This window comes from Cedecea davisae DSM 4568 (assembly GCF_000412335.2).
In the GTDB taxonomy this organism is placed as follows: Bacteria; Pseudomonadota; Gammaproteobacteria; order Enterobacterales; family Enterobacteriaceae; genus Cedecea; species Cedecea davisae.
Genome location: NZ_KE161030.1, coordinates 3,691,760 through 3,712,600, shown reverse-complemented (window position 1 = coordinate 3,712,600; position 20,841 = coordinate 3,691,760). Strand labels below are relative to the sequence as shown.

Here is a 20,841-nt window from a genome sequence, read left to right as displayed (position 1 = left end):
AATCAGTGTTGCGGCATGATGAGTGACGCTGAGTCAGCAGTAAAGCAATATCCCCGATGCATCCGTAGCTCAGCTGGATAGAGTACTCGGCTACGAACCGAGCGGTCGGAGGTTCGAATCCTCCCGGATGCACCATATTCCTCCGCGTCATCAGCGATGACGGTGTGACAGAGAAAGTTAATTTCTCAGCCAGCACCAGGGAGGATAACGTTGCTTCAGCAGCGGCCCTTCAGGGCGAGCCTTCGGCGAATAATCCTCCCGGATGCACCATCTTCTCCCCAAACTCCTTCAAGCTTTAACACTCCTTTTACCCATAACACAAATACACACCCTAACTCTTCGCATAGCTCCTCAGACCACAAGAAGCGACAATTTCAGCCGTTTACGCTAAAGTAACGCCTCGACATTATGTGAGGTGAGGGTGAGATGTACGATCGCTACGACGGTTTAATCTTCGATATGGACGGCACGATTCTCGACACGGAGCCAACGCACCGCAAAGCCTGGAAAGAAACGCTCGGGCGCTACGGTATGAGCTTTGACGAGCAGGCTATGGTGGCACTCAACGGCGCACCTAGCTGGAAAATAGCCGCGGCAATTATCGAAAGCCACAATGCCAGCCTCGATCCCCATCGCCTCGCTGCCGAAAAAACCGTAGCGGTACGAGCAATACTGCTCGACACCGTTCAGCCACTGCCGCTGATTGAAGTGGTAAAAGAGTGGCATGGCCGCCGTCCTATGTCCGTAGGCACCGGCAGCGAAAGCGATATCGCTGAAGCCCTGCTCAATCATCTTGGCCTGCGCAAGTATTTTGCCGCGGTGGTTGCAGCCGACCATGTGCAGCATCACAAACCCGCTCCGGATACCTTCTTACGCTGTGCTGAACTGATGGGTGTAGCGCCAGAGAAATGCGTGGTGTTCGAAGACGCTGATTTTGGCCTTCAGGCCGCTCGCAGCGCCGGCATGGATGCGGTGGATGTACGCTTACTGTGAGCGACGCTTTATCGCTCCTCTCGCTGTTCACCAGCAGCTTCCTGAGCGCTACTTTGCTGCCCGGCAGTTCCGAGGCAGTTTTGGTGGCTCTGCTGGTTGCCGGTAGCGGCCCGGCATCGGTTCTTGTGATAATAGCAACAATCGGTAATAGCCTTGGCGGTATGACTAACGTTATTCTGGGGCGCTTTTTCCCGCAGCGTATACAATCGCGCTGGCAGGGCAAAGCGACCGACTGGTTGACCCGATTTGGCCCGGCGACGCTGTTGCTTAGCTGGATGCCGCTAATCGGCGATCTCTTGTGCCTGCTGGCAGGGTGGTTACGCCTGAGCTGGGGGCCGGTTATCTTTTTTTTATGCCTTGGCAAAGCGCTACGCTATATCGTTGTCGCGGCTGCAACGGTACAAGGCATGGCGTGGTGGCACTAATTGCGTGGGATGAGTCTTCATCACCGGCGAAAACAATTATGCTTATTAAAATAAATTCGACAGGCGGGAGGTCAATTTGATCCCGGACGTATCACAGGCTTTGGCCTGGCTGGAAAAGCATCCTGAAGCAGTAAAAGGCATTTGCCGTGGTCTTGAGCGTGAAACGCTGCGCGTGACACCTCAGGGAGACCTGGCAACCACCGGGCATCCGGAAAGCCTTGGTTCAGCGCTTGCTCATAAATGGATTACCACGGATTTCGCAGAAGCCCTCCTGGAATTTATTACCCCGGTTGATGGCGATATCGACCATATGCTTACTTTCCTGCGTGATATTCATCGCCATACGGCGCGTGAGCTGGGCGAGGAGCGCATGTGGCCGCTCAGCATGCCGTGCTATATCGACGACGGCCAAAACATCGAGCTGGCGCAGTACGGCTCTTCTAACGTAGGGCGTTTTAAAACGCTGTACCGCGAAGGTTTAAAAAACCGCTATGGCGCGCTGATGCAGACTATCTCCGGCGTGCATTACAACTTCTCACTGCCGCTGGCATTCTGGCAGGCGAAGTGCGGCGTAAAAGATATCGAAAGCGGTAAAGAAGCGATCTCCGCCGGTTATTTCCGACTGATCCGCAACTACTACCGCTTTGGCTGGGTTATCCCGTATCTTTTCGGCGCCTCTCCGGCTATTTGCTCTTCTTTCCTGCAGGGGAAAGAAAGCTCGCTGCCGTTTGAAAAAACCGAATGCGGTATGTACTACCTGCCTTATGCTACTTCACTGCGCCTGAGCGACCTCGGTTATACCAATAAGTCGCAAAGTAACCTGGGCATCACTTTCAACAATCTCGATACTTATGTGGAAGCGCTGAAGCGGGCTATCAAAACCCCGTCCGAAGAGTACGCTAAGATTGGTTTGATGAAAGACGGTAAGCATTTGCAGCTGAATACCAACGTGCTGCAAATTGAAAACGAACTTTATGCCCCGATTCGTCCGAAACGCGTCACTCGCGATGGTGAATCACCATCCGATGCGCTGCTGCGCGGCGGCATCGAATATATTGAAGTGCGTTCTCTGGATATTAACCCGTTCTCGCCAATCGGCGTTGACGAGCAGCAGGTTCGTTTCCTCGACCTGTTTATGATTTGGTGTGTGCTGGCGGATGCGCCGGAAATGAGCAGCGACGAGCTGCTGTGTACCCGCACCAACTGGAATCGCGTTATCCTGGAAGGCCGCAAACCGGGCCTGACGCTCGGCATCGGCTGTGAAACCGCGCAGCATCCGCTTTCTAAAGTGGGTAAAGACCTGTTCGCCGACCTGCGTCGCGTGGCGGAAACGCTGGACGGTATTGCCGGGAACCACGAATATCAGCAGGTATGCGACCAACTGGTTGCCAGCTTCGACGATCCGGAGTTAACGTATTCAGCTCGTATTCTGCGATCTATGATTGATAACGGGATTGGCGGTACGGGTCTGGCGCTGGCGGAGCAGTATCGTCAGCAGCTGGTTCAGGAACCACTGGAAATTTTAACGGCGGATGCGTTGCAGAAGGAGCATGATGCTTCATGGCAGCGCCAGCGGGATATCGAAGCGGGTGATACAGAGCCTTTCGATAGCTGGCTTGAGAAAAACGCCTGACAGAAAAGAAAATGGCCACATACTTGTGGCCAAATATTCATCTCTGAATAACAGGGATGATGATAACAAATGCGCGTCTTTCATATACTCAGACTTGCGTGCGTGGAAAAAGTTTCAATTATTTTAAAAAAAATCACTTATCGGAGGTGACCAGATGCCGTTGTTGGATAGCTTCACAGTCGACCATACTCGTATGGGTGCGCCTGCAGTACGTGTAGCCAAAACTATGCACACTCCACATGGTGACACTATTACGGTGTTTGACCTGCGCTTTTGTGTCCCAAACAAGGAAGTGATGCCGGAAAAAGGGATCCATACTCTGGAGCACCTGTTTGCCGGTTTCATGCGTGACCACCTGAACGGCAACGGCGTAGAGATTATCGATATCTCCCCGATGGGCTGCCGTACCGGCTTCTACATGAGTCTGATTGGCGTGCCTGAAGAGCAGCGCGTTGCGGATGCGTGGAAAGCGGCAATGCAGGATGTGCTCAAGGTGAAAGAGCAGAACCAGATCCCGGAACTGAACGTTTACCAGTGCGGGACTTACCAGATGCACTCCCTGCAGGAAGCTCAGGATATCGCTCGTCATATCATCGAGCACGGCGTTAGCGTCAACAGCAATGATGAGCTGGCGCTGCCTAAAGAGAAGCTGCAAGAGCTGCACATCTAGTTTTGTGCACCGTAAAAAGGAGCCATATGGCTCCTTTTTTTACGCCTGGCGTATGCTATCTTCATCTTTTTGCACACGAAGTAAACTATGTCCACCAGCCTGGAATTTAATTTCGCCACGCGGCCTCTGGTTCCTTTTGCCCATGATTACCTTCATGGTGAGACGGAGCCATGGCACAGTCACGGCTGCGCGCAACTGCTGCATACCTTGAGCGGCGTAGTGCGGGTAGAAACCCGGCATGGTTTTTGGGTTGTCCCTCCTGGGCGAGGCGTCTGGCTTCCCGCAGGGACTCAACACCGGTTGCAAATAACCGGCAACGTGGCGGCCCGCACGTTATTTATCGACCCCTTTGCCCGGGCAGATTTCCCTTCTGTCTGCCAGGTTGTTCAAGTTTCTACTTTGCTACGTGAGCTGATTATTGCCTCGCTTCAGCTGCCGGAAAGCTATGCTGCGGGCAGCAGGGAAGAGCGGATCTATGAGCTTATTCTTGATGAAATAAGAGTGATAGCCGCGCTGCCCTTTAACCTGCCGGAGCCGCAGTCACCCGCGCTGCTGGCGCTGTGTCGCGAGGTTCAGGCGGAGCCTGGCATATTATGGACAACCGCAATGGCCGCCCGGCGTCTTAACGTTAGTGAACGCACGTTACTGCGTCATTTCCGCCAGCAGACCGGGCTGGCGTTTAGCGAATGGCTGCGCAGGGCAAGGTTGATGGAAGCGCTGAGCCGCCTTGCGCAGGGGCAGTCCGTGCTTCGGGTGGCGCTGGAATTGGGCTACGAGAGCCACAGCGCATTCAGCGCCATGTTTCGCCGTACGCTCGGCGTTTCACCGAGCGATTATTTCTCTTCGGTTAATCCACCGGAAGAGCGTTAAGCAGCGCCTGCAGCGACGCTCGAGAAACATCATTATCAATACCGGTTCCCCAACTGCTTTTGCCCTGCCTGAAGGTACAGCGAATATAAGCTGCCGAGCGGCTTTCGCTGTGCCTGCCGAGCGTGTGCTCGTGGTAATCCTCAATGGCGAAGGTCATATTAAAGCGAGATTTCAGCGCATCGGCGGCGGCGGAGAGCAGGCCATTGCCTTTGCCCTGAAGCGAGATAATGCCTTCGGCGGTCTGGATATGTGCCGACAGGTGAAGCGTACCGTCGGCCTGGCTTTCACTGCGGTAGTCCAGCAACTGCCGGGGAGCGGTTTGATGCGGGCCATAAAGCTCCCGGAACAGCTGCCAGAGCGCGCTCAGCGTCATTTCATTGCCATCCCTGTCGGTGCGGGCCTGAACATGGCGGCTGAAATCCTGCTGAAGCCCGCGCGGTAAAACCAGACCATGATTTTGCTCCAGCATCCACGCCGCGCCGCTTTTCCCTGACTGGCTGTTAACGCGGATCACCGCCTCATAGCTACAGCCAATATCGTTGGGGTCAACCGGAAGATAAGGCATTTCCCACAGCGGCGAGTCCGCCTGCTGGCGAGCGGTAAACCCTTTCTTAATAGCATCCTGGTGCGAGCCAGAAAATGCGGTAAAAGCGAGTTTACCGGCGTAGGGATGACGAGGGTGGACCGGCAGCTGGTTGCATTGCTCGACCAGCTCCACGACCTGTTTCATATCGCTAAAATCCAGCCCGGGTGATACGCCCTGGCTGTAAAGGTTCATCGCCAGCGTTACCAGGCAGACGTTACCGGTGCGCTCCCCGTTGCCAAACAGGCAGCCTTCTACCCGATCGGCTCCGGCAAGAATTGCCAGTTCCGCGCTGGCAACGCCGCTGCCGCGATCGTTATGCGGATGTACGCTGATACACACTTCGCCGCGGCGGGAGAAATTGCGGCAGAAATATTCAATCTGATCGGCGTAAACATTGGGCGTATTCACCTCAACTGTGGCGGGCAGGTTGATTATCATTGGACGCTGAGCCGAAGGTTCCCATACATCAGCCACCGCCTCACAAATTTGCAGGGCAAACTCCGGCTCGGTAAAGCAGAATGTTTCCGGGGAATACTCATAATTCCAGCTCGTTTGCGGGCTGGCCTCACACAAGGCGCGGATCTGGCGCGTTGCGCTTACCGCCAACTGGACGATCTCTTCTTTGCTCTGGCGGAATACCAGCCTGCGGAACAGCGGTGCGGTGGCGTTATAAAGATGCACCGTTGCGCGATGTGCGCCTTCAAGCGAGGCAAAGGTACGTTCGATTAAATCGCTGCGAGCCTGGGTCAGAACCTGGATAGTCACGTCTTGCGGGATGCGCTGCTCTTCAATCAGCTGGCGAACAAACTGGAAATCAGTCTCCGATGCGGACGGGAACGCAACCTCAATCTCTTTAAACCCACATTTGAGAAGCTGTTCCCAGAATCGTAATTTACGCGGGGCGTCCATCGGCTCCGCCAGCGCCTGATTGCCGTCGCGCAGGTCGGTAGAGAGCCAGCGTGGTGCCCGGGTCAGGGTTTTATTCGGCCACTGGCGGTCGGGTAAGCTCATCGGCGGATGGGCGTGATATTTTTGCGAGGGGTTGGGCAGCATGTTGGTTCTCCAGTTTGTGTCGAGCTTTTATCCTGGCGAACAACGGCGTTTGATACTGGCGCAAAACTGACAACCTGTGGCGCGGATCCGCCAGGTTGATGAAAAGAAAAAGGAGCCAAATGGCTCCTTTTTAGCGTGATATTAGTGCGCTCCACCGCCGCCGCTACCGGCGCCGAACGGAGGTTTAGCAAACCACACCAGCACCAGCATCAGGATAAATACCCCTGCGGAGAACCAGAAAATCTCATTGGCCGAGATTATCAGCCCCTGGTTGGTTATCTGCTGGGCAATATAGCCGGAGGCCTGCTGCTGCGTCATCCCCAATCCCTGTAGCTGGTTGTAAGTCTCCACCGCATTGGGGTTAAACGGCGTAACGGACTCCGTTAACTGGGCGTGGTGCAGCGACTCGCGGTTGGTCCACAGCGTGGTGGTAATCGAGGTGCCGATGGAACCCGCTAAGGTTCGGGTAAAGTTCGACAGGCTCGATGCCGCCGCCAGCCTTTCCGGCGGCAGGCCGGAGAGGATAATGGTGGTTAGCGGCATAAAGAAGCACGCCACCGCAAAGCCCTGCACAAACTGCGGCCAGGCCGACGCACCAAAATCCATCCCGGGTTCAAAGGTATACGCACGCCAGTAGAAGCAGACCGCATACATAATGAAGCTGAATGTCACCAGCCGGCGCATGTCCAGCTTATGGGCAAAGCGCCCGATAATCGGTGACAGCAGTACCGGGATCAGACCCACCGGAGCGGAAGCCAGGCCCGCCCAGGTTGCGGTATAGCCATAGACCTCCTGCAATAGCTGCGGCAGCAATACAATTGCGCCGAAGTAGAGCATATAGGCGAGGCTAATACACAGGCAGCCGATGGTGAAGTTTCGCGACTTAAATAGCGAGAGGTCGACTATCGGGTTGTCGTCCGTTAGCTCCCAGACGATAAGGAAGCTGATGGTGACCACCGCTATAACCGTCAGCACGATGATTTCCGTCGAGTTAAACCAGTCCAGCTCTTTACCACGGTCGAGCATGACCTGAAGGCTGCCTATCCCTATCACCAGCAGCGCCAGCCCGACGGCATCGATGCGGCGTTTCTCGGTTCGGGTTTCGCGCCCACGCAGGGTTTGCAGGGTCATCAGCACCACCGCGCCACCGATAGGCACGTTGATAAAGAAGATCCAGCCCCAGTGGTAGTTATCGCTGATATAGCCGCCGAGGATCGGGCCGCAAATGGGCGCCACGATCACCGTCATCGACCACAGCGCAAGCGCAATACTGCGCTTAGCGGGCGGGTAGTTACTCAGCAACAGGCTTTGCGACAGCGGGATAAGCGGCCCGGCAACAATCCCCTGAAGCACGCGGAAGAAGATCAACATCTCAAGGCTGTTTGACATGCCGCACGCCCAGGAGGCGATAACAAACAGCACCGTTGACCAGAGGAACAGCCTCACTTCGCCGAGACGTTTTGCCAGCCAGCCGGTAATCGGGATCGAAATAGCGTTAGCCACCCCGAACGAGGTGATTACCCAGGTGCCCTGGCTCAGCGATGAGCCAAGGTTACCGGCAATGGTCGGGATGGCCACGTTGGCGATAGTGGAGTCCAGCACCTGCATAAAGGTCGCCATCGACAGCGCGATGGTCATAATGACCAGCTGGGCCCCTTCTAGCGGTTTTTGTTGTGCCATACAACCTCCGCTTTATTAACCCGCATTGGCCTGAATAATCTGGTCAATAAGCTGGTTAGCCGGCGTCAGATTCAGCTCGCGAGCGTTACTCTCATAGACCGGGGAATTGCGTGTCTGGGTAGACAGAATACTGCCGTCGCGGTTGCTGGTATCAACGTTAACCAGCGTGGACAGACCGATGCGCAGCGGATGCTCTTCAACCTGTTTGGCGTCCAGCTCGATACGAACCGGCAGACGCTGAACGACTTTGATCCAGTTACCGGTGGCGTTTTGCGCGGGCAGCAGGGAGAAGGCGCTGCCGGTGCCCATATCCAGGCCGACGACTTTGCCGGTGTATTTCACCTTGTCGCCGTAGATATCGCTGATAATGGTCGCCGGTTGGCCGATGCGCATATGCGCCAGTTGGGTTTCTTTAAAGTTAGCATCAACCCACATACCGTTGGCCGGAACGATGGCCATCAGCGGGGTGGACGGGCTGATTTGCGCGCCAACCTGCACCGCACGGCGGGAAACGTAGCCGCTCATCGGACTGACGATTTGCGTACGTTGCAGCGCCATCCAGCTGTTGCGAACTTCGGTGGCAGCCTGTTGAACGGCCGGCTGATCTTCAAGTTTGGTGCCCAGAATCATCGCCTGGTTGGCGTTGTATTGCTGTACGGCAACGTCGAGTTGAGCCTGTGCGCTGGCAACCGCATCACGAGCGTGTTGCAGTTCTTCACGACCAATCAGGTTGGCGCTACCCAGCGGAATGCGGCGGTTCAAATCACTTTGAGCCTGAGCAAGCGCGGTTTTTTGCAGTTCGATGTTCGCCTGGTACTGTTTGCTGTTAATCATCAGCTGGCGAGTCTGGCGCACGCTGGAAGCCAGCTGAGTTTGCGCTTTCTGGAACGCCTGATCGGCATCGGCGCGATCGAGGTTAACCAGCACATCACCCTGTTTTACGAAATCGGTATTGTCTGCCCAGACTTTGGTGACGCTACCGGAGACCTGGGCCATTATCTGCACCTGGTTCCCCGCCACGTACGCATCGTCCGTCTCTTCAAAATGGCGCAGGACTAAAAACCAATAGATCCCATATGCCACGGCAATAATGACAAAGAGCAAGGTCAACAAGAGCAGGGCGCTTTTACGCTTGCCTTTCTTGTTAGCCGGTTGCTGCGGGGCTTGAGTCTCCGCATTTGCGCTCATGCTAATCTCCACCTGTTTTTTTATTATTTCCGGTCAGCTTAGCCGACCTGTTAGACCTGACAGGCCAGCAAATGATTGCTGGCCTGAAAGTAGTTTTGAAATCGGATTGTTGTCAGAAGTGTAGACGGCAGCGTTTAGCTCAGCGCTTCAAGTATCACTTTGTCTTCTTCCATCTGGTCGAGGCGAGTCAGCAGCTTGCGGGTGATGGCTTCGAGCTGCGTTTTTTCATCACCGCTGAGTGCAGACCAGAGTTGGTGCAGGCAGTTATGCTGCGGCGGCAGTACCTGACGCAGGAATTCGTGACCTTTCTCGGTCAAATGCAGGTGCAGGCAGCGACGGTCATTGTCGCTTTCACGGCGTTCTATCCAGCCGCGTTTTTCCAGCTCATCGGCAATACGGGTAGCATTCGTGCGGGAGGAACCCAGCGCACAGCTCAGCTCGGAAGGCTGGATGCTGTGGTTTTCCTGGGACTCCAGGGTGATGAGCGCCATGAATAAGGTTTCGTTGATCCCCTGCGCCTTCAGCATCTTATTGCGGTTTTCCAGCAGTTTACCCTGCATGTGCATACAAAGACGGGTTAACAGAACTTCCTGATACGGGAACTCCTGGTAACGTTTGGCGCGGAACTTCAGCATTTGTTCTATGGGCGTGAACGAACTATCCATTTTGGCATAACCTCATTAGTTGCAGCCGATATAGTAACGATGGTGACAAATAAAGTAAATGCATTATTTATACGTTTGTATACGTTTATATACGTTTGGTTGATGCCACCATCGGCGTAATCCACGCTAAGCCGTAGCCCAGAGCGCTAAGCAGCGTGGGGAGAGAAAATGGGTTTCGAGTGGTATAACGGCGTTCAACGGTACGGAAGCCGGAGGCTATCGCGATGAGGATAGGAGGTATTGCGATGGGGAAGCTGTTCGTCAGCCCTGTCGGGTTTGCCATGCTGTGGCAGTTGTGGGCCGAAACAGTTGCGGGTCTATCCATATCAAATATTAATAAATAACCAGCGTTAATGTCACTCGAATTAATAAACAGGGACAACCTTAACAGACTGCCCCTGCCATTACACCCCTAATTTCCCTTACGGGCCGCAGAGGTACTGGCTTAATCCGCCTGACGCTGGTATCCGCGCCACCACACTACCAGATTTAGTAGTGCCACGACCGCACCGGCGACGCAGACGCCGTTCCAGCCAGCATGTTGGTAAGCGCTGGCGGAAATTAACGAACCCGCCGCACCGCCGATGAAGTAGCTGGTCATATAGCCGGCGGTCAGCCGGTTACGCGCTTCGGGCATCATGCGGTAGATCAGGCTTTGGTTGGTGATGTGTACGCCCTGAACGGTTAAATCCAGCACCAGGATCCCGACAATCAACGCGATGGCCGAGAACTGGCCGAGGGCAATGGCTGCCCAGGAGAGCAGCAGGAGCAGCAGACCGATGGTGGTGGTGTGATGCCCCTTGCCCTTATCGACCAGCCCGCCAGCAGGGCGAGCGCCCAAAGCACCTGCCGCACCGGCCAGGCCGAACAGACCGATAACGCCCTCTGAAAAGTTAAACGGCGGTGAGGCGAGCAGAAACGCCATTGAAGTCCAGAGAATACTGAAGTTAGCAAACGTCAGGCAGCCGAGCAGGGCGCGGGTGCGTAACAGGCTGTTTTTGATAAACAGGCTGAATATAGAGGTCAGCAACTGAGGATAATTAAGGTGGCTCTCCTGTTTTACCTGCGGCAGCCCGCGCCACAGCGCAATTGCCATTAGCGCCATCAGCACGCTGGCCACCCAGTACACGGTACGCCAGCCGCCGAGGCTTGCCAGCAGACCAGCCACGGTTCGTGCCAGCAGAATACCCAGCAGCAACCCGCTCATAATAGTGCCTACAACCTTGCCGCGTTTTTCCGGAGCGGCGAGCGTGGCGGCGAACGGGACAAGGATTTGAGCAACGACCGAGAACAGGCCGGTCAGCGCGGTACCCAGAATCATCATCGACAGAGACTGGCTGGTGGCGGTAATCAACATGCCGCCTGCGGCGAGAAGCGTCATAAATACGATTAGCCCGCGGCGCTCGAACATATCCCCAAGCGGTACCAGCAGCAGCAGGCCCGCCGCGTAACCAAGTTGAGCGGTGGTGACGATGAAGCCAGCCTGGTTAACGGAAAGCGAAAATGCGTTTGCAATAGTGTCGAGCAGCGGCTGCGCGTAGTAGTTACTGGCAACGGCCAGCCCGGTAGCAACGGACATCAGGACAATCAGCGTTGGGCTGAGAGTGTGAGTGGTGTTTTTCATTATTATCTTCAACTTGCCAAAGAGAGGTTGAAATAATAGCGAAAAATTATGTCAGCAGAAGGGAAGGCGGGTGTCGGTTTGTGCGGTAAAACCCTCCCCCTCCTGGGGAGAGGGAGGAGAACGGTGGTTTATTTCGTGGCTAATGCTTCTTTCACCCAGCCGTCAAACTGCGCCTGGTGCGCCTTAATCCAGCCGTCAACGTGGCCGTTGATATCCGCTTCTGAAGACTTACCGCTATGCATCATTGCATTCTGGGCGTTAATGTCCGCCAGCGGCAGCTTCATCACGGCAAACAGTTTGGCCGCCTGTGGGTTCTTTTCGGCCCAGGCTTTGTTCGCCACAATATGCATGGTGTTTACCGGGAAGCCGTAGTTAGCGCCGTTAGGCAGCTTGGTGTCGATGTCTTTCTGCTCGCCCGGCAGGGAAGAGAACGGCACCTGTAACCAGACTACGTCTTTACCCGGCTTCAGCACGTCGCTCACCCAGTACGGCGTCCAGGTGTAATACAGCACCGGTTTGCCCTCTTTAAAGCGCGCGATGGTATCGGCCATCATTGCCGAGTAGTTCCCGTGGTTAACGGTAACGGTATTGGCAAGCTTATAGGCTTCGTTCTGGTGGTTGATAACCGCCTCGCAGCCCCAGCCCGGCGTGCAGCCCATCATGTCGGCTTTGCCGTCGCCGTTGCTGTCGAACAGTTTGGCGATTTTTGGATCTTTTAGCTGCTCGATATTGGTGATGTGGTAGGCATCGGCGGTTTTTTTGTCTATGAGATAGCCCTGCGCTGCGCCGGTGACAAAAGTGCCTTCGCGATAAAATTTCTTATCGCCACCAGCGGCGGCATACATATCGTCATGCAGCGGCTGCCAGTTTACGGCGGTGAAAGTGGCATCGCCGGAAGCAATAGAGGTGTAGCCGACGTTATAGTCCACCTCGCTTGGTTTATTGACGGTATAACCCATTTTCTCCAGCGCGCGGCTGACCAGCAGCGTCTGGAAGGTTTCTTCGGAAATGGTGCTTTGCACCGGCTGAACGGCGATGCCTTTACCCGGCAGGTCTGCCGCGAAGGCGCTGGTGGTAACGAGTGTCGCAAGAGCCGTGGCTAAAATAGCGTTGTGTCGCATCGTTATTCCTTTTTAGTGGTGATGGGGCGAGGGGCGGCACGGGGCCGCCGCCAGGCTTATTTAATGAAGGGACGGGTCAGCAGGCCCAGAGGGCCGGTGGTGTACCAGCGGCGGTTGCCGCGGGAGCGTGAATCACGCCCGATGGACTGGGTCAGGCGGTCGAGAATAATCGCGAGGATAACAATGCCCACGCCACCGACCGTTGCCAGGCCCATATCAAGACGGCCGATACCTCGCAGCACCATCTGGCCAAGGCCGCCCACGGCAATCATCGAAGCGATAACCACCATCGACAGCGCCAGCATCAGGGTCTGGTTGACCCCGGCCATAATGGTCGGCATTGCCAGCGGGAGCTGCACTTTAAACAGCATCTGGTGCGGGCTGGCTCCGAAGGAGCGGGCAGCCTCAATCAAGTCTTCCGGCACCTGCTTAATGCCGAGAATAGTCAGGCGCACAATCGGCGGCAGGGCGAAGATAATCGTCACGACCACGCCCGGCACGTTGCCGATGCCAAACAGCATCACGATAGGCACGAGGTAAACGAACGCCGGTGTAGTCTGCATCGCATCCAGCAGCGGGCGAATAATTTTCGCCGCCCGTTCGCTTCGTGCAAGCCAGATGCCAAGCGGCAGGCCGATTATCATACAGAACAGCAAGGCGGTTAATACCAGCGCCAGCGTCACCATCGCCTGAGACCAGGCGCCAATCGCGCCGATGGCAATCAGGGAAATTAGCGTAGCTACGCCCATGCCGAGGCTCGACATCTGCCAGGCAATTAGCGCAAAGACGATAATCGCCACCGGAGCGGGCATCCCCAGCAGTAGCTGCTGGAAACCGCTAAGAATATAATCCACCGGCACGCGGATGCCCTGGAACACCGGGCGGAAGTGGATAACCACCCAGTCGATCCCCTGCGTTACCCAACTGTCGAGCGGGATCAGAGTTTTGTGGAACGGATCGAGAATATTAAAGTGCTCTGGCGCTGCTGCCGGAGCCGAATTTAGCCAGTCAGCGCCGCCGCTGGTTGCCGCGTCCGTTGCCGGTGCGCCCCATGCGTCAGTTGAACTTGCTGCCTGATTAGCCGCGGCGTCCGTCGCCGCGCTGCCTGAATCCCACGGATTTGTTGCGTCACTCATTGGTTTGCCCCCTCACGATCTAATGCCTGAAGCAGCACCCCTTTCGAGATGATGCCCACGTATTGCTGCTCTTCGCCCACCACCGGCACCGCGCACGGAGCCTGGCCAACGTGGGAGAGCAAATCGCTCAGTGAGGTTTCAGCGGAAACCGCCTCCGGGGAGGCTAAAAACGCGCTCTCCAGACCTTCACCCGCTGCAAGTGCGGCTTTCAGGGAGTCTGTGGAGACGATGCCGAGGAATTTCTGCCCCCGTTCAATGACATAGCCATATTCACGGTCATCATCCTGCAATAGTTTAAGCGCTGAACGTGGCCCAAAACCGGTGGTTTTACGCAGCAGACCAGCCGGGCTACGGCGGGCAATATCTTTGGCGCTAAACACCTGGCTGATATCTACGCCGCGGAAGAAGGTGCGCACATAATCATTGGCCGGATTATTCAGAATTTCGTCCGGCGTGCCGACCTGCACCACTTCGCCGCCCTGCATAATGGCAATCCTGTCGCCAATTCGCATTGCTTCATCGAGGTCATGAGAAATAAATACGATGGTGCGCTGATGTCTAGCCTGCAGCTTAATTAATTCATCCTGCATTTCCGTACGAATTAACGGATCGAGTGCCGAGAAGGCTTCATCCATCAGTAAAATATCAGGATTAATTGCCAGCGCTCGGGCCAGGCCTACGCGCTGACGCATGCCGCCGGAAAGTTCATCGGGATAAGCGTTGGCATAATTCTCAAGCCCTACCTGACGCAGAGCATCCAGCGCTTTTTCCTGGCGTTCTTTTAGCGGCATTCCGGCTAATTCCATGCCAAAGGCGGTATTATTTAATACCGTCATATGGGGCATCAGGGCAAATGACTGGAAGACCATTGAGATCTTATTTTTGCGCACCTCACGCAGCTCGGATTCTGATATTTTGGCGATATCTATGCCGTCTATCAGTACCTGCCCGCGGGTGGGTTCAATCAGGCGATTGAGAAGGCGAACCATGGTGGATTTACCGGAACCGGATAACCCCATGATGACAAAAATCTCGCCTTCTTCAATGGCCAGACTGGCGTCTTTAACGCCAAGCGACAGACCCGTTTTTTCCAGTAATTCGCTCTTGGAGATTCCTTTCTCGATGTATTTGAATGCGCGTTGTGGATGCTCGCCAAATACCTTATATAAATTCTTCACTTCTAATTTAATTGCCATGCAATAAACAGATTCCCGTATTTGATTTATTTATAGATGATTCCTGGTGGAAATATTGACCTGTATATACCCTAACATACTAAGAATCTGAGGCAACCCTCGATTTTGTGATATGAAAATATCCGCGTGGCGAGTGGGGGCGAAATTCCCCATGATAGAAGGGCTGAGGGGGAATGAGTCTGGTGAGATAATTTTTGTCAATGCGATAATATTCTGCCTGAATTTTCGATGATTCAGGCAGAAATGACATAAATATTACCGTTCAAAAATTAAGTTGATTATTGCCGTTTTATTGCGATTTAAAAGCCATTTGGCCTTGTTTTGTAGCGTATTATTTTCTGGCCAGGCATGGGCTGCCGAAACCATATTTTCAAGAGCATCATCAGGCTTAAAAGGCTCGATATTTGGGTAAGGCCATGGTGTCTGGCTATCAACAAATTGAGCAACATACAGGTAGCCATTTTGCAGGCTATGTTCGCCACTTTTTGCCTGCCAGACATTGACGCCAGCCTTCTCTCCCAGCCTCCCCAACTGGTTGTAAGCATCGAGAATAAAGTTGCTGTAATGCCAGGAGCGGGTACGGCCAATTTCGGTTTGCGGCACGCCTTTGGCGTCAAACTGCTGCGGAACACGCTGCCCGGCGCTAAACATTAGCCGCTGCTTCGCCGCTTCTTTATCGCCGAGCCATAACGCAATGGCGGCCACCTGCACGTCGTACCAGGTGCCGTGGTTATTGTCGGCGGCGTCTTCTTTCTTACCGTTCTCGCTGGTGGTCAACCAGCGGTAGTAATCGCGGTACCAGTTCCGCAGGCCTTGCCAGGTTTTATCGTCTAACTGGCCGCCGTCATGCAGCAGCTCGATGGCGTCGATTAGCCGCACCAAAACCCGGCCATCGAGAATGCCGGTGCCGCGCACGCCTTTATGTCCTGGAATACTTTGGGCATAAATCAGGTTAGGCGTCATGCGGGTTTCCGGCGTAATAAACCAGTTCACCAGCTGCTGGCGGGCTTTTTCTGCATAGGTCGTTTTGCCCGAGAGCTGCCAGGCCAGCGCCAGATTCCAGACGTCATCAATCATGCCATTAAGGTGGCTTTTATCACTTTGCTTGCCTACGGCGGCAGGATTCATCTGGCCGTCTTTGCGTACCCACGGCAGGCCGTCGGCGGTTTTGGGGTTGGGCCACCAGTAGTCGGAGAAGCTGTAATAGTCATGAGGATTACCCGCCGGAGCGGAGGCGCTTTTTTGGGTAATGCTGTAAAGCGGATGGGTAAGCGCCTGGTCAGCTTTATGCTGGAGCGAGCGCCAGGCGGGCATAACGTCGGGATTTTGCTGGCTAATTTCATGCTTACTGCGCGCCAGCTGGGCCATATCCAGCTGCAACGGCGCGCTAAAGGCTAAGGGGGCGCTGCCGCAGAGCAGCGCTAACAGAGAAAAACGAAATAACTTCATAGGCCACCTCGCAGAATTACTCAGCGGCCAGCCTACTAGAAATCCCAATCGTCGTCTTCGGTTTCCACCGCTTTGCCCATCACATAAGAGGAGCCGGAGCCGGAGAAAAAGTCGTGATTTTCATCGGCGTTCGGCGACAGAGCGGCAAGAATAGCTGGATTTACCTCCGCCATTTCCGCCGGGAACAGCGCCTGGTAGCCGAGGTTCATTAACGCCTTGTTAGCGTTGTAGCTGAGGAAGGCTTTGACTTCATCTTCCCAGCCCAGCTCGCGGTAGAGCGTTTCGCTGTAGCTCAGCTCGTTGTCGTAAAGATCCATCAGCAGGTCCAGAGCGAAGTTTTGCAGCTCGTTTTGCCTCTCCACGCTCTGCTGTGCCAGCGCCTTTTGGTACTTGTAGCCGATGTAATAGCCGTGCACCGCTTCGTCACGAATAATCAGCCGAATAAGGTCGGCGGTATTGGTGAGCTTGCCGCGGCTGGAGTAGTACATCGGCAGCCAGAAGCCGGAATAGAACAGGAATGATTCGAGAAACACGCTGGCGATTTTTTTCTTCAGCGGATCATCGTTCTGATAATGGTCGAGAATAATTTGCGCCTTGCGCTGCAATGCCGGGTTTTGCTCGCTCCATTCGTAAGCGGCGTCCACGTCTTTAGTCTGGCAGAGTGTGGAAAATATCGAGCTATAGGAGCGGGCGTGTACCGCCTCCATAAAGCTGATGTTCGACATCACCGCCTCTTCGTGCGGCGTTAGCGAGTCGGCCATCAGCGCCGGTGCGCCAACGGTATTTTGAATGGTGTCCAGCAGCGTCAGCCCGGTAAATACGCGAATAACCAACTGCTGCTCCGGCTCGCTGAGCGATTGCCAGGCCGGAATATCATTAGACAGCGGTACTTTTTCCGGCAGCCAGAAGTTGCTGGTCAGGCGATTCCAGACTTCGAGGTCTTTCTCATCCTCGATCTTGTTCCAGTTGATGGCGCTTACGCGCGTAAGTTGCGTCATGACTTCTCCTTGTTCTTTCGCTCTATAACGCACAGGACACGCAGCCCTGAACCTCTGTACCTTCCAGCGCCATCTGCCGCAGACGGATGTAGTAAAGCGTCTTAATGCCTTTCTTCCAGGCGTAAATCTGCGCTTTATTAATATCGCGGGTTGTGGCGGTATCGCGGAAGAACAGCGTCAGCGAAAGCCCCTGGTCAACGTGCCGTGTGGCTTCGGCGTAGGTGTCGATAATTTTTTCCGGGCCGATGTCGTAGGCGTCCTGGTAAAACTCAAGATTGTCGTTGGTCATAAACGGGGCGGGATAGTAAACGCGCCCCGTTTTGCCCTCTTTACGGATCTCAATTCTTGAAACAATCGGGTGAATGCTCGAGGTAGCGTGGTTGATGTACGAAATAGATCCCGTTGGCGGGATTGCCTGTAGGTTCTGGTTATATAAACCATATTCGCGCACGTCATCGCACAGCCGCTGCCACTGCTCGCGGGCCGGGATAGTTATGCCTGCTTTTTCAAAGAGGGTGCGCACTTTCTCGGTTTTTGGCTCCCAGCTTTGCTCCAGATACTGGCGGAAGTATTCGCCGCTGGCATAGCGCGAGTGTTCAAATCCGGCAAAGCTTTGATGGCGTTCGCGCGCCAGGGCATTGGACGCATGCAATGCGTGCCAGGTAATGGTGTAAAAATAGATGTTGGTGAAATCCAGCCCTTCGGGGGAGCCGTAGGTAATGCCCTCTCGTGCCAGGTAGCCATGGAGATTCATCTGCCCAAGGCCGATGGCGTGGGAGGCCGCGTTCCCTGCCTCGACCGACGGCACCGAGCGAATATGGCTCATATCAGAAACTGCCGTCAGCCCGCGAATTGCCGTTTCCACCGTGCCAGCGAAGTCAGGAGAGTCCATGGTGTGGGCGATATTTAGCGAACCGAGATTGCAGGAGATATCTTTGCCAATCTGCGCGTAGTCGAGGTTTTCGTCAAAGGTGGAGGCGCTGTTAACCTGCAAAATCTCCGAGCACAGGTTGCTCATATTTATGCGCCCGGCAATCGGATTGGCGCGGTTAACCGTATCTTCAAACATGATGTACGGATAACCGGACTCAAACTGGATCTCAGCCAGAGTCTGGAAGAAGTCGCGGGCATTAATCCAGCTTTTACGGATTCGTTCGTCGTCCACCATCTGCTGGTAAAGGTCGTTAACGCTGATATCTCCGAACGGCTTACCGTAAATACGCTCCACGTCGTAGGGCGAGAACAGCGCCATCTGCTGGTTGGTTTTGGCCAGATGGAAAGTGATATCAGGGATGGTTACGCCGAGCGACAACGTTTTAATGCGGATCTTCTCGTCGGCGTTTTCGCGTTTGGTGTCGAGGAAGCGCAGGATATCCGGGTGGTGTGCGTTGAGGTACACCGCGCCAGCTCCCTGGCGAGCGCCAAGCTGGTTCGCGTAGGAAAACGCATCTTCGAGCATTTTCATTACCGGGATAACGCCGGAAGACTGGTTTTCAATACGTTTGATTGGCGCACCTGCCTCACGCAGGTTGGAGAGCAAAAATGCCACGCCGCCGCCGCGCTTGGAAAGCTGGAGCGCCGAGTTAACCGCCCGGCCAATCGATTCCATATTGTCTTCAATACGCAGCAGGAAGCAGGAGACTAATTCGCCGCGCTGTTTTTTACCGCAGTTCAGGAAAGTCGGCGTGGCGGGCTGGAAGCGTCCGCTCAGCATCTCATCCATCAGGCGCGCTGCAAGTTGCTCGTCGCCCTGCGCCAAAGTCAGGGCCACCATGCAAACGCGGTCGGGGAAGTGCTCCAGATACTGTTTTCCGTCCCACGTTTTCAGGGTGTAGCTGGTGTAATACTTCCACGCGCCGAGGAAGGTCTGGAACTGAAAGCCGCTGCCGTGGGCGCGGTCAAAAAGCGCCAGCACAAAACGGCTGGAGTAGCGTGTGAGCACGCTTTCATCGTAATAGTGTTCGGCCACCAGGTAATCAAGCTTCGCCTGCTGGCTCGGGAAGACTACGGTATTCGGCACAACGTGCTGCTCAAAGAAGCAATCCACGGCCTGCCTGTCCTTATCAAACTGGATATTGCCCTCTTTATCATAGAGGTTGAGCATGGCGTTGAGCGCGTGATAGTCCACGCTCGGCGCCGCTACGCGGACTGCTTCTGTCGTTGCCAAAATTCGCTTACTCCCTTACGCACGTTTTCGATGTCTTGCGGGGTGCCCAGTAGCTCAAAACGATAGAGATAAGGCACCTGGCACTTTTGTGAAATGACGTCCCCGGCGCGGCAAAACCCTTCGCCAAAGCTGCGGTTACCGCTCGCAATCACGCCGCGGATGAGCGCCCGATTTTGCGGATTGTTTAAAAAGCGGATCACCTGCGGCGGCACGGCTCCGGCAATTCCACCTCCACCGTAGCTGGGCACAATTAAAATATAAGGCTCCGTCACTTCCAGCCGCGCTTTTACCTCCAGCGGGATGCGCAGCGCGGGTAGCCCGAGACGCTCAATAAAGCGCAGGGTATTTTCCGACTCGCTGGAGAAGTAGACGAGGCTGCTCATGCGCTGGCGGCGACGCTAAGGCGGTTGATCATATCCGGGCGGAAGCCGCTCCAGCTTTCCTGCTCGGTGACCACTACCGGCAACTGACGGTATCCCTGGGCCCGAAGGTCGTCCGCCGCCTCCGGGTTTTGGTCCAGGCTAATCAAATCGAAAGTAAAACCGCGGCTCTCCATCGCCCGTTTGGTGGCATGACACTGAACACAGTCTGTTTTGGTGTAAATAGTAATGCGCATGATTCGTATTTCCCTTTAGAATAACAAAGCGGCGCGTTTCGTCGCGTTGGGGTAGTGGTGTTTCGTTGCAATGAATACTAGATGTTGATTTTATTTTTTGCAACAACGCAACATATAGGGTTTTTAGATTGATTTTACGAAATTGAAAAGTGCAGTAAAATGATGGAGGAAACCCTCACCCGGGGAGGGAGAGGGGGAAAGTTCTACAAAAGCGTTTTTTTCATCTCTTCACTTTTCAGGAGAGAGGGGCATGGCTCCGGGCGTTTTTCATTCCCTCGCCCCTTTGGGGAGAGGGTCAGGGTGAGGGGCAAAGATTTTACTGGCGCATACCAACCGCAACGCGGTTAAAAGCATTCATCATGCTGGCCGCCAGCGTCAGGTCGACAATCTCTTCGGCGCTGAAAAACTGTAGTAGCGGTTGGTAGACTTCATCTTCGGCATTGCTGTCGGCAATCAGGGTGATGGCTTCCGCCCAGGCGAGCGCCGCACGCTCTTTGTCCGAGAATCGATGGCTCACTTTCCAGCCCGCCAGAGAGTCCAGCTTCACCTGCTCGACGCCTGACTTACGCAGCGCCTTTGAGTGCATTTCCAGGCAGTAGGCGCAGCCGTTAATTTGCGAGACACGCAGAAAAACCAGTTCAATCAGCTCGTTGCTCAGCGGGCCGTTTTCCAGCCCCTGCAATGCCTGTTTCATCGGGTTGAACACGTTCGGAGAGAGTTCATAGTAAGGCTGGCGTAATTCGGTCATGTTTTTTTCCTCATGTTGGTGTG

Annotated in this window: 20 protein-coding genes and 1 tRNA gene; 6 read left to right on the top strand and 15 right to left on the bottom strand. The window is 54.8% G+C overall.

What is annotated here, in order from left to right:
- Positions 1 to 58 precede the first annotated feature (58 nt).
- The 6 genes from HMPREF0201_RS16825 to HMPREF0201_RS16800 all read left to right on the top strand — a co-directional run bounded on the left by HMPREF0201_RS16825 (position 59) and on the right by HMPREF0201_RS16800 (position 4,591).
- Positions 59 to 135, top strand: a tRNA-Arg gene (locus tag HMPREF0201_RS16825).
- Positions 136 to 426: 291 nt separating this feature from the next.
- Positions 427 to 993 carry a fructose-1-phosphate/6-phosphogluconate phosphatase gene (gene yqaB / locus HMPREF0201_RS16820; protein WP_016537970.1) on the top strand — a complete coding sequence of 189 codons (567 nt, stop codon included), beginning with the start codon at positions 427 to 429 and terminating at the stop codon, positions 991 to 993.
- A complete protein-coding gene (locus tag HMPREF0201_RS16815) occupies positions 990 to 1,418 on the top strand; it encodes a YqaA family protein (protein ID WP_016537969.1) in 429 nt (142 codons plus the stop codon). Before yqaB ends, HMPREF0201_RS16815 begins: the two co-directional genes overlap by 4 nt.
- Positions 1,419 to 1,494: 76 nt before the next feature.
- On the top strand, positions 1,495 to 3,051 hold the full coding sequence (gshA, locus tag HMPREF0201_RS16810; RefSeq protein WP_016537968.1) for a glutamate--cysteine ligase: 1,557 nt from the start codon (positions 1,495 to 1,497) through the stop codon (positions 3,049 to 3,051).
- A 154-nt stretch (positions 3,052 to 3,205) separates the two neighbouring features.
- Positions 3,206 to 3,721, top strand: coding sequence for an S-ribosylhomocysteine lyase (luxS, locus tag HMPREF0201_RS16805; protein ID WP_016537967.1), 516 nt, complete (start codon positions 3,206 to 3,208; stop codon positions 3,719 to 3,721).
- 87 nt (positions 3,722 to 3,808) lie between these two features.
- Positions 3,809 to 4,591 carry an AraC family transcriptional regulator gene (locus tag HMPREF0201_RS16800; protein ID WP_039898723.1) on the top strand — a complete coding sequence of 261 codons (783 nt, stop codon included), beginning with the start codon at positions 3,809 to 3,811 and terminating at the stop codon, positions 4,589 to 4,591.
- On the opposite strand, the gene leuA is transcribed toward HMPREF0201_RS16800, so the two are convergent.
- The 15 genes from leuA to HMPREF0201_RS16730 form a co-directional block, all read right to left on the bottom strand.
- On the bottom strand, positions 4,569 to 6,230 hold the full coding sequence (leuA, locus tag HMPREF0201_RS16795) for a 2-isopropylmalate synthase (RefSeq protein WP_039898721.1): 1,662 nt from the start codon (positions 6,228 to 6,230) through the stop codon (positions 4,569 to 4,571). The genes HMPREF0201_RS16800 and leuA overlap by 23 nt on opposite strands.
- A gap of 141 nt (positions 6,231 to 6,371) precedes the next feature.
- Positions 6,372 to 7,910: a multidrug efflux MFS transporter permease subunit EmrB gene (emrB, locus tag HMPREF0201_RS16790; RefSeq protein WP_016537963.1), complete on the bottom strand. Its 1,539-nt coding sequence runs from the start codon at positions 7,908 to 7,910 to the stop codon at positions 6,372 to 6,374.
- Positions 7,911 to 7,925: 15 nt separating this feature from the next.
- Complete coding sequence (gene emrA, locus HMPREF0201_RS16785; RefSeq protein ID WP_016537962.1) at positions 7,926 to 9,098, bottom strand: multidrug efflux MFS transporter periplasmic adaptor subunit EmrA; 1,173 nt, start codon at positions 9,096 to 9,098, stop codon at positions 7,926 to 7,928.
- A 134-nt stretch (positions 9,099 to 9,232) separates the two neighbouring features.
- A complete protein-coding gene (gene mprA, locus HMPREF0201_RS16780) occupies positions 9,233 to 9,763 on the bottom strand; it encodes a transcriptional repressor MprA (protein WP_016537961.1) in 531 nt (176 codons plus the stop codon).
- An 85-nt stretch (positions 9,764 to 9,848) separates the two neighbouring features.
- A complete protein-coding gene (locus HMPREF0201_RS23120; protein WP_157056727.1) occupies positions 9,849 to 10,088 on the bottom strand; it encodes a hypothetical protein in 240 nt (79 codons plus the stop codon).
- A 120-nt stretch (positions 10,089 to 10,208) separates the two neighbouring features.
- Entirely contained in the window at positions 10,209 to 11,387 is a 1,179-nt protein-coding gene (locus tag HMPREF0201_RS16775; protein WP_016537959.1) for an MFS transporter, read from the bottom strand.
- 128 nt (positions 11,388 to 11,515) lie between these two features.
- A complete protein-coding gene (proX, locus tag HMPREF0201_RS16770) occupies positions 11,516 to 12,508 on the bottom strand; it encodes a glycine betaine/L-proline ABC transporter substrate-binding protein ProX (RefSeq protein ID WP_016537958.1) in 993 nt (330 codons plus the stop codon).
- A 56-nt stretch (positions 12,509 to 12,564) separates the two neighbouring features.
- A complete protein-coding gene (gene proW, locus HMPREF0201_RS16765) occupies positions 12,565 to 13,644 on the bottom strand; it encodes a glycine betaine/L-proline ABC transporter permease ProW (RefSeq protein ID WP_016537957.1) in 1,080 nt (359 codons plus the stop codon).
- Entirely contained in the window at positions 13,641 to 14,840 is a 1,200-nt protein-coding gene (gene proV, locus HMPREF0201_RS16760; protein ID WP_016537956.1) for a glycine betaine/L-proline ABC transporter ATP-binding protein ProV, read from the bottom strand. The genes proW and proV overlap by 4 nt, the downstream gene beginning before the upstream one ends.
- A gap of 255 nt (positions 14,841 to 15,095) precedes the next feature.
- Positions 15,096 to 16,289, bottom strand: a complete 1,194-nt coding sequence (locus tag HMPREF0201_RS16755; RefSeq protein WP_016537955.1) for an alginate lyase family protein — start codon at positions 16,287 to 16,289, stop codon at positions 15,096 to 15,098.
- Positions 16,290 to 16,324: 35 nt separating this feature from the next.
- The gene (nrdF, locus tag HMPREF0201_RS16750; RefSeq protein ID WP_016537954.1) at positions 16,325 to 17,287 is read right to left on the bottom strand and encodes a class 1b ribonucleoside-diphosphate reductase subunit beta; all 963 of its coding nucleotides are present in this window, start codon (positions 17,285 to 17,287) and stop codon (positions 16,325 to 16,327) included.
- A gap of 22 nt (positions 17,288 to 17,309) precedes the next feature.
- On the bottom strand, positions 17,310 to 19,454 hold the full coding sequence (gene nrdE, locus HMPREF0201_RS16745; RefSeq protein ID WP_039898718.1) for a class 1b ribonucleoside-diphosphate reductase subunit alpha: 2,145 nt from the start codon (positions 19,452 to 19,454) through the stop codon (positions 17,310 to 17,312).
- Positions 19,427 to 19,837, bottom strand: a complete 411-nt coding sequence (gene nrdI / locus HMPREF0201_RS16740; protein ID WP_016537952.1) for a class Ib ribonucleoside-diphosphate reductase assembly flavoprotein NrdI — start codon at positions 19,835 to 19,837, stop codon at positions 19,427 to 19,429. Before nrdI ends, nrdE begins: the two co-directional genes overlap by 28 nt.
- Positions 19,834 to 20,070, bottom strand: a complete 237-nt coding sequence (nrdH, locus tag HMPREF0201_RS16735) for a glutaredoxin-like protein NrdH (RefSeq protein WP_016537951.1) — start codon at positions 20,068 to 20,070, stop codon at positions 19,834 to 19,836. Before nrdH ends, nrdI begins: the two co-directional genes overlap by 4 nt.
- Positions 20,071 to 20,386: 316 nt before the next feature.
- Positions 20,387 to 20,818 (bottom strand): carboxymuconolactone decarboxylase family protein, encoded by a 432-nt coding sequence (locus HMPREF0201_RS16730; RefSeq protein ID WP_016537950.1) that lies wholly within the window; start codon positions 20,816 to 20,818, stop codon positions 20,387 to 20,389.
- Positions 20,819 to 20,841 lie beyond the last annotated feature (23 nt).

Bases quoted from the DNA above. Each gene is read 5' to 3' on its own strand.
- yqaB (WP_016537970.1), top strand. From the start codon at position 427: ATGTACGATCGCTACGACGGTTTAATCTTCGATATGGACGGCACGATT.
- luxS (WP_016537967.1), top strand. From the start codon at position 3,206: ATGCCGTTGTTGGATAGCTTCACAGTCGACCATACTCGTATGGGTGCG.
- HMPREF0201_RS16800 (WP_039898723.1), top strand. From the start codon at position 3,809: ATGTCCACCAGCCTGGAATTTAATTTCGCCACGCGGCCTCTGGTTCCT.
- leuA (WP_039898721.1), bottom strand. From the start codon at position 6,230: ATGCTGCCCAACCCCTCGCAAAAATATCACGCCCATCCGCCGATGAGC.
- emrB (WP_016537963.1), bottom strand. From the start codon at position 7,910: ATGGCACAACAAAAACCGCTAGAAGGGGCCCAGCTGGTCATTATGACC.
- emrA (WP_016537962.1), bottom strand. From the start codon at position 9,098: ATGAGCGCAAATGCGGAGACTCAAGCCCCGCAGCAACCGGCTAACAAG.
- mprA (WP_016537961.1), bottom strand. From the start codon at position 9,763: ATGGATAGTTCGTTCACGCCCATAGAACAAATGCTGAAGTTCCGCGCC.
- HMPREF0201_RS23120 (WP_157056727.1), bottom strand. From the start codon at position 10,088: ATGGATAGACCCGCAACTGTTTCGGCCCACAACTGCCACAGCATGGCA.
- HMPREF0201_RS16775 (WP_016537959.1), bottom strand. From the start codon at position 11,387: ATGAAAAACACCACTCACACTCTCAGCCCAACGCTGATTGTCCTGATG.
- proX (WP_016537958.1), bottom strand. From the start codon at position 12,508: ATGCGACACAACGCTATTTTAGCCACGGCTCTTGCGACACTCGTTACC.
- proW (WP_016537957.1), bottom strand. From the start codon at position 13,644: ATGAGTGACGCAACAAATCCGTGGGATTCAGGCAGCGCGGCGACGGAC.
- proV (WP_016537956.1), bottom strand. From the start codon at position 14,840: ATGGCAATTAAATTAGAAGTGAAGAATTTATATAAGGTATTTGGCGAG.
- HMPREF0201_RS16755 (WP_016537955.1), bottom strand. From the start codon at position 16,289: ATGAAGTTATTTCGTTTTTCTCTGTTAGCGCTGCTCTGCGGCAGCGCC.
- nrdF (WP_016537954.1), bottom strand. From the start codon at position 17,287: ATGACGCAACTTACGCGCGTAAGCGCCATCAACTGGAACAAGATCGAG.
- nrdI (WP_016537952.1), bottom strand. From the start codon at position 19,837: ATGAGCAGCCTCGTCTACTTCTCCAGCGAGTCGGAAAATACCCTGCGC.
- nrdH (WP_016537951.1), bottom strand. From the start codon at position 20,070: ATGCGCATTACTATTTACACCAAAACAGACTGTGTTCAGTGTCATGCC.
- HMPREF0201_RS16730 (WP_016537950.1), bottom strand. From the start codon at position 20,818: ATGACCGAATTACGCCAGCCTTACTATGAACTCTCTCCGAACGTGTTC.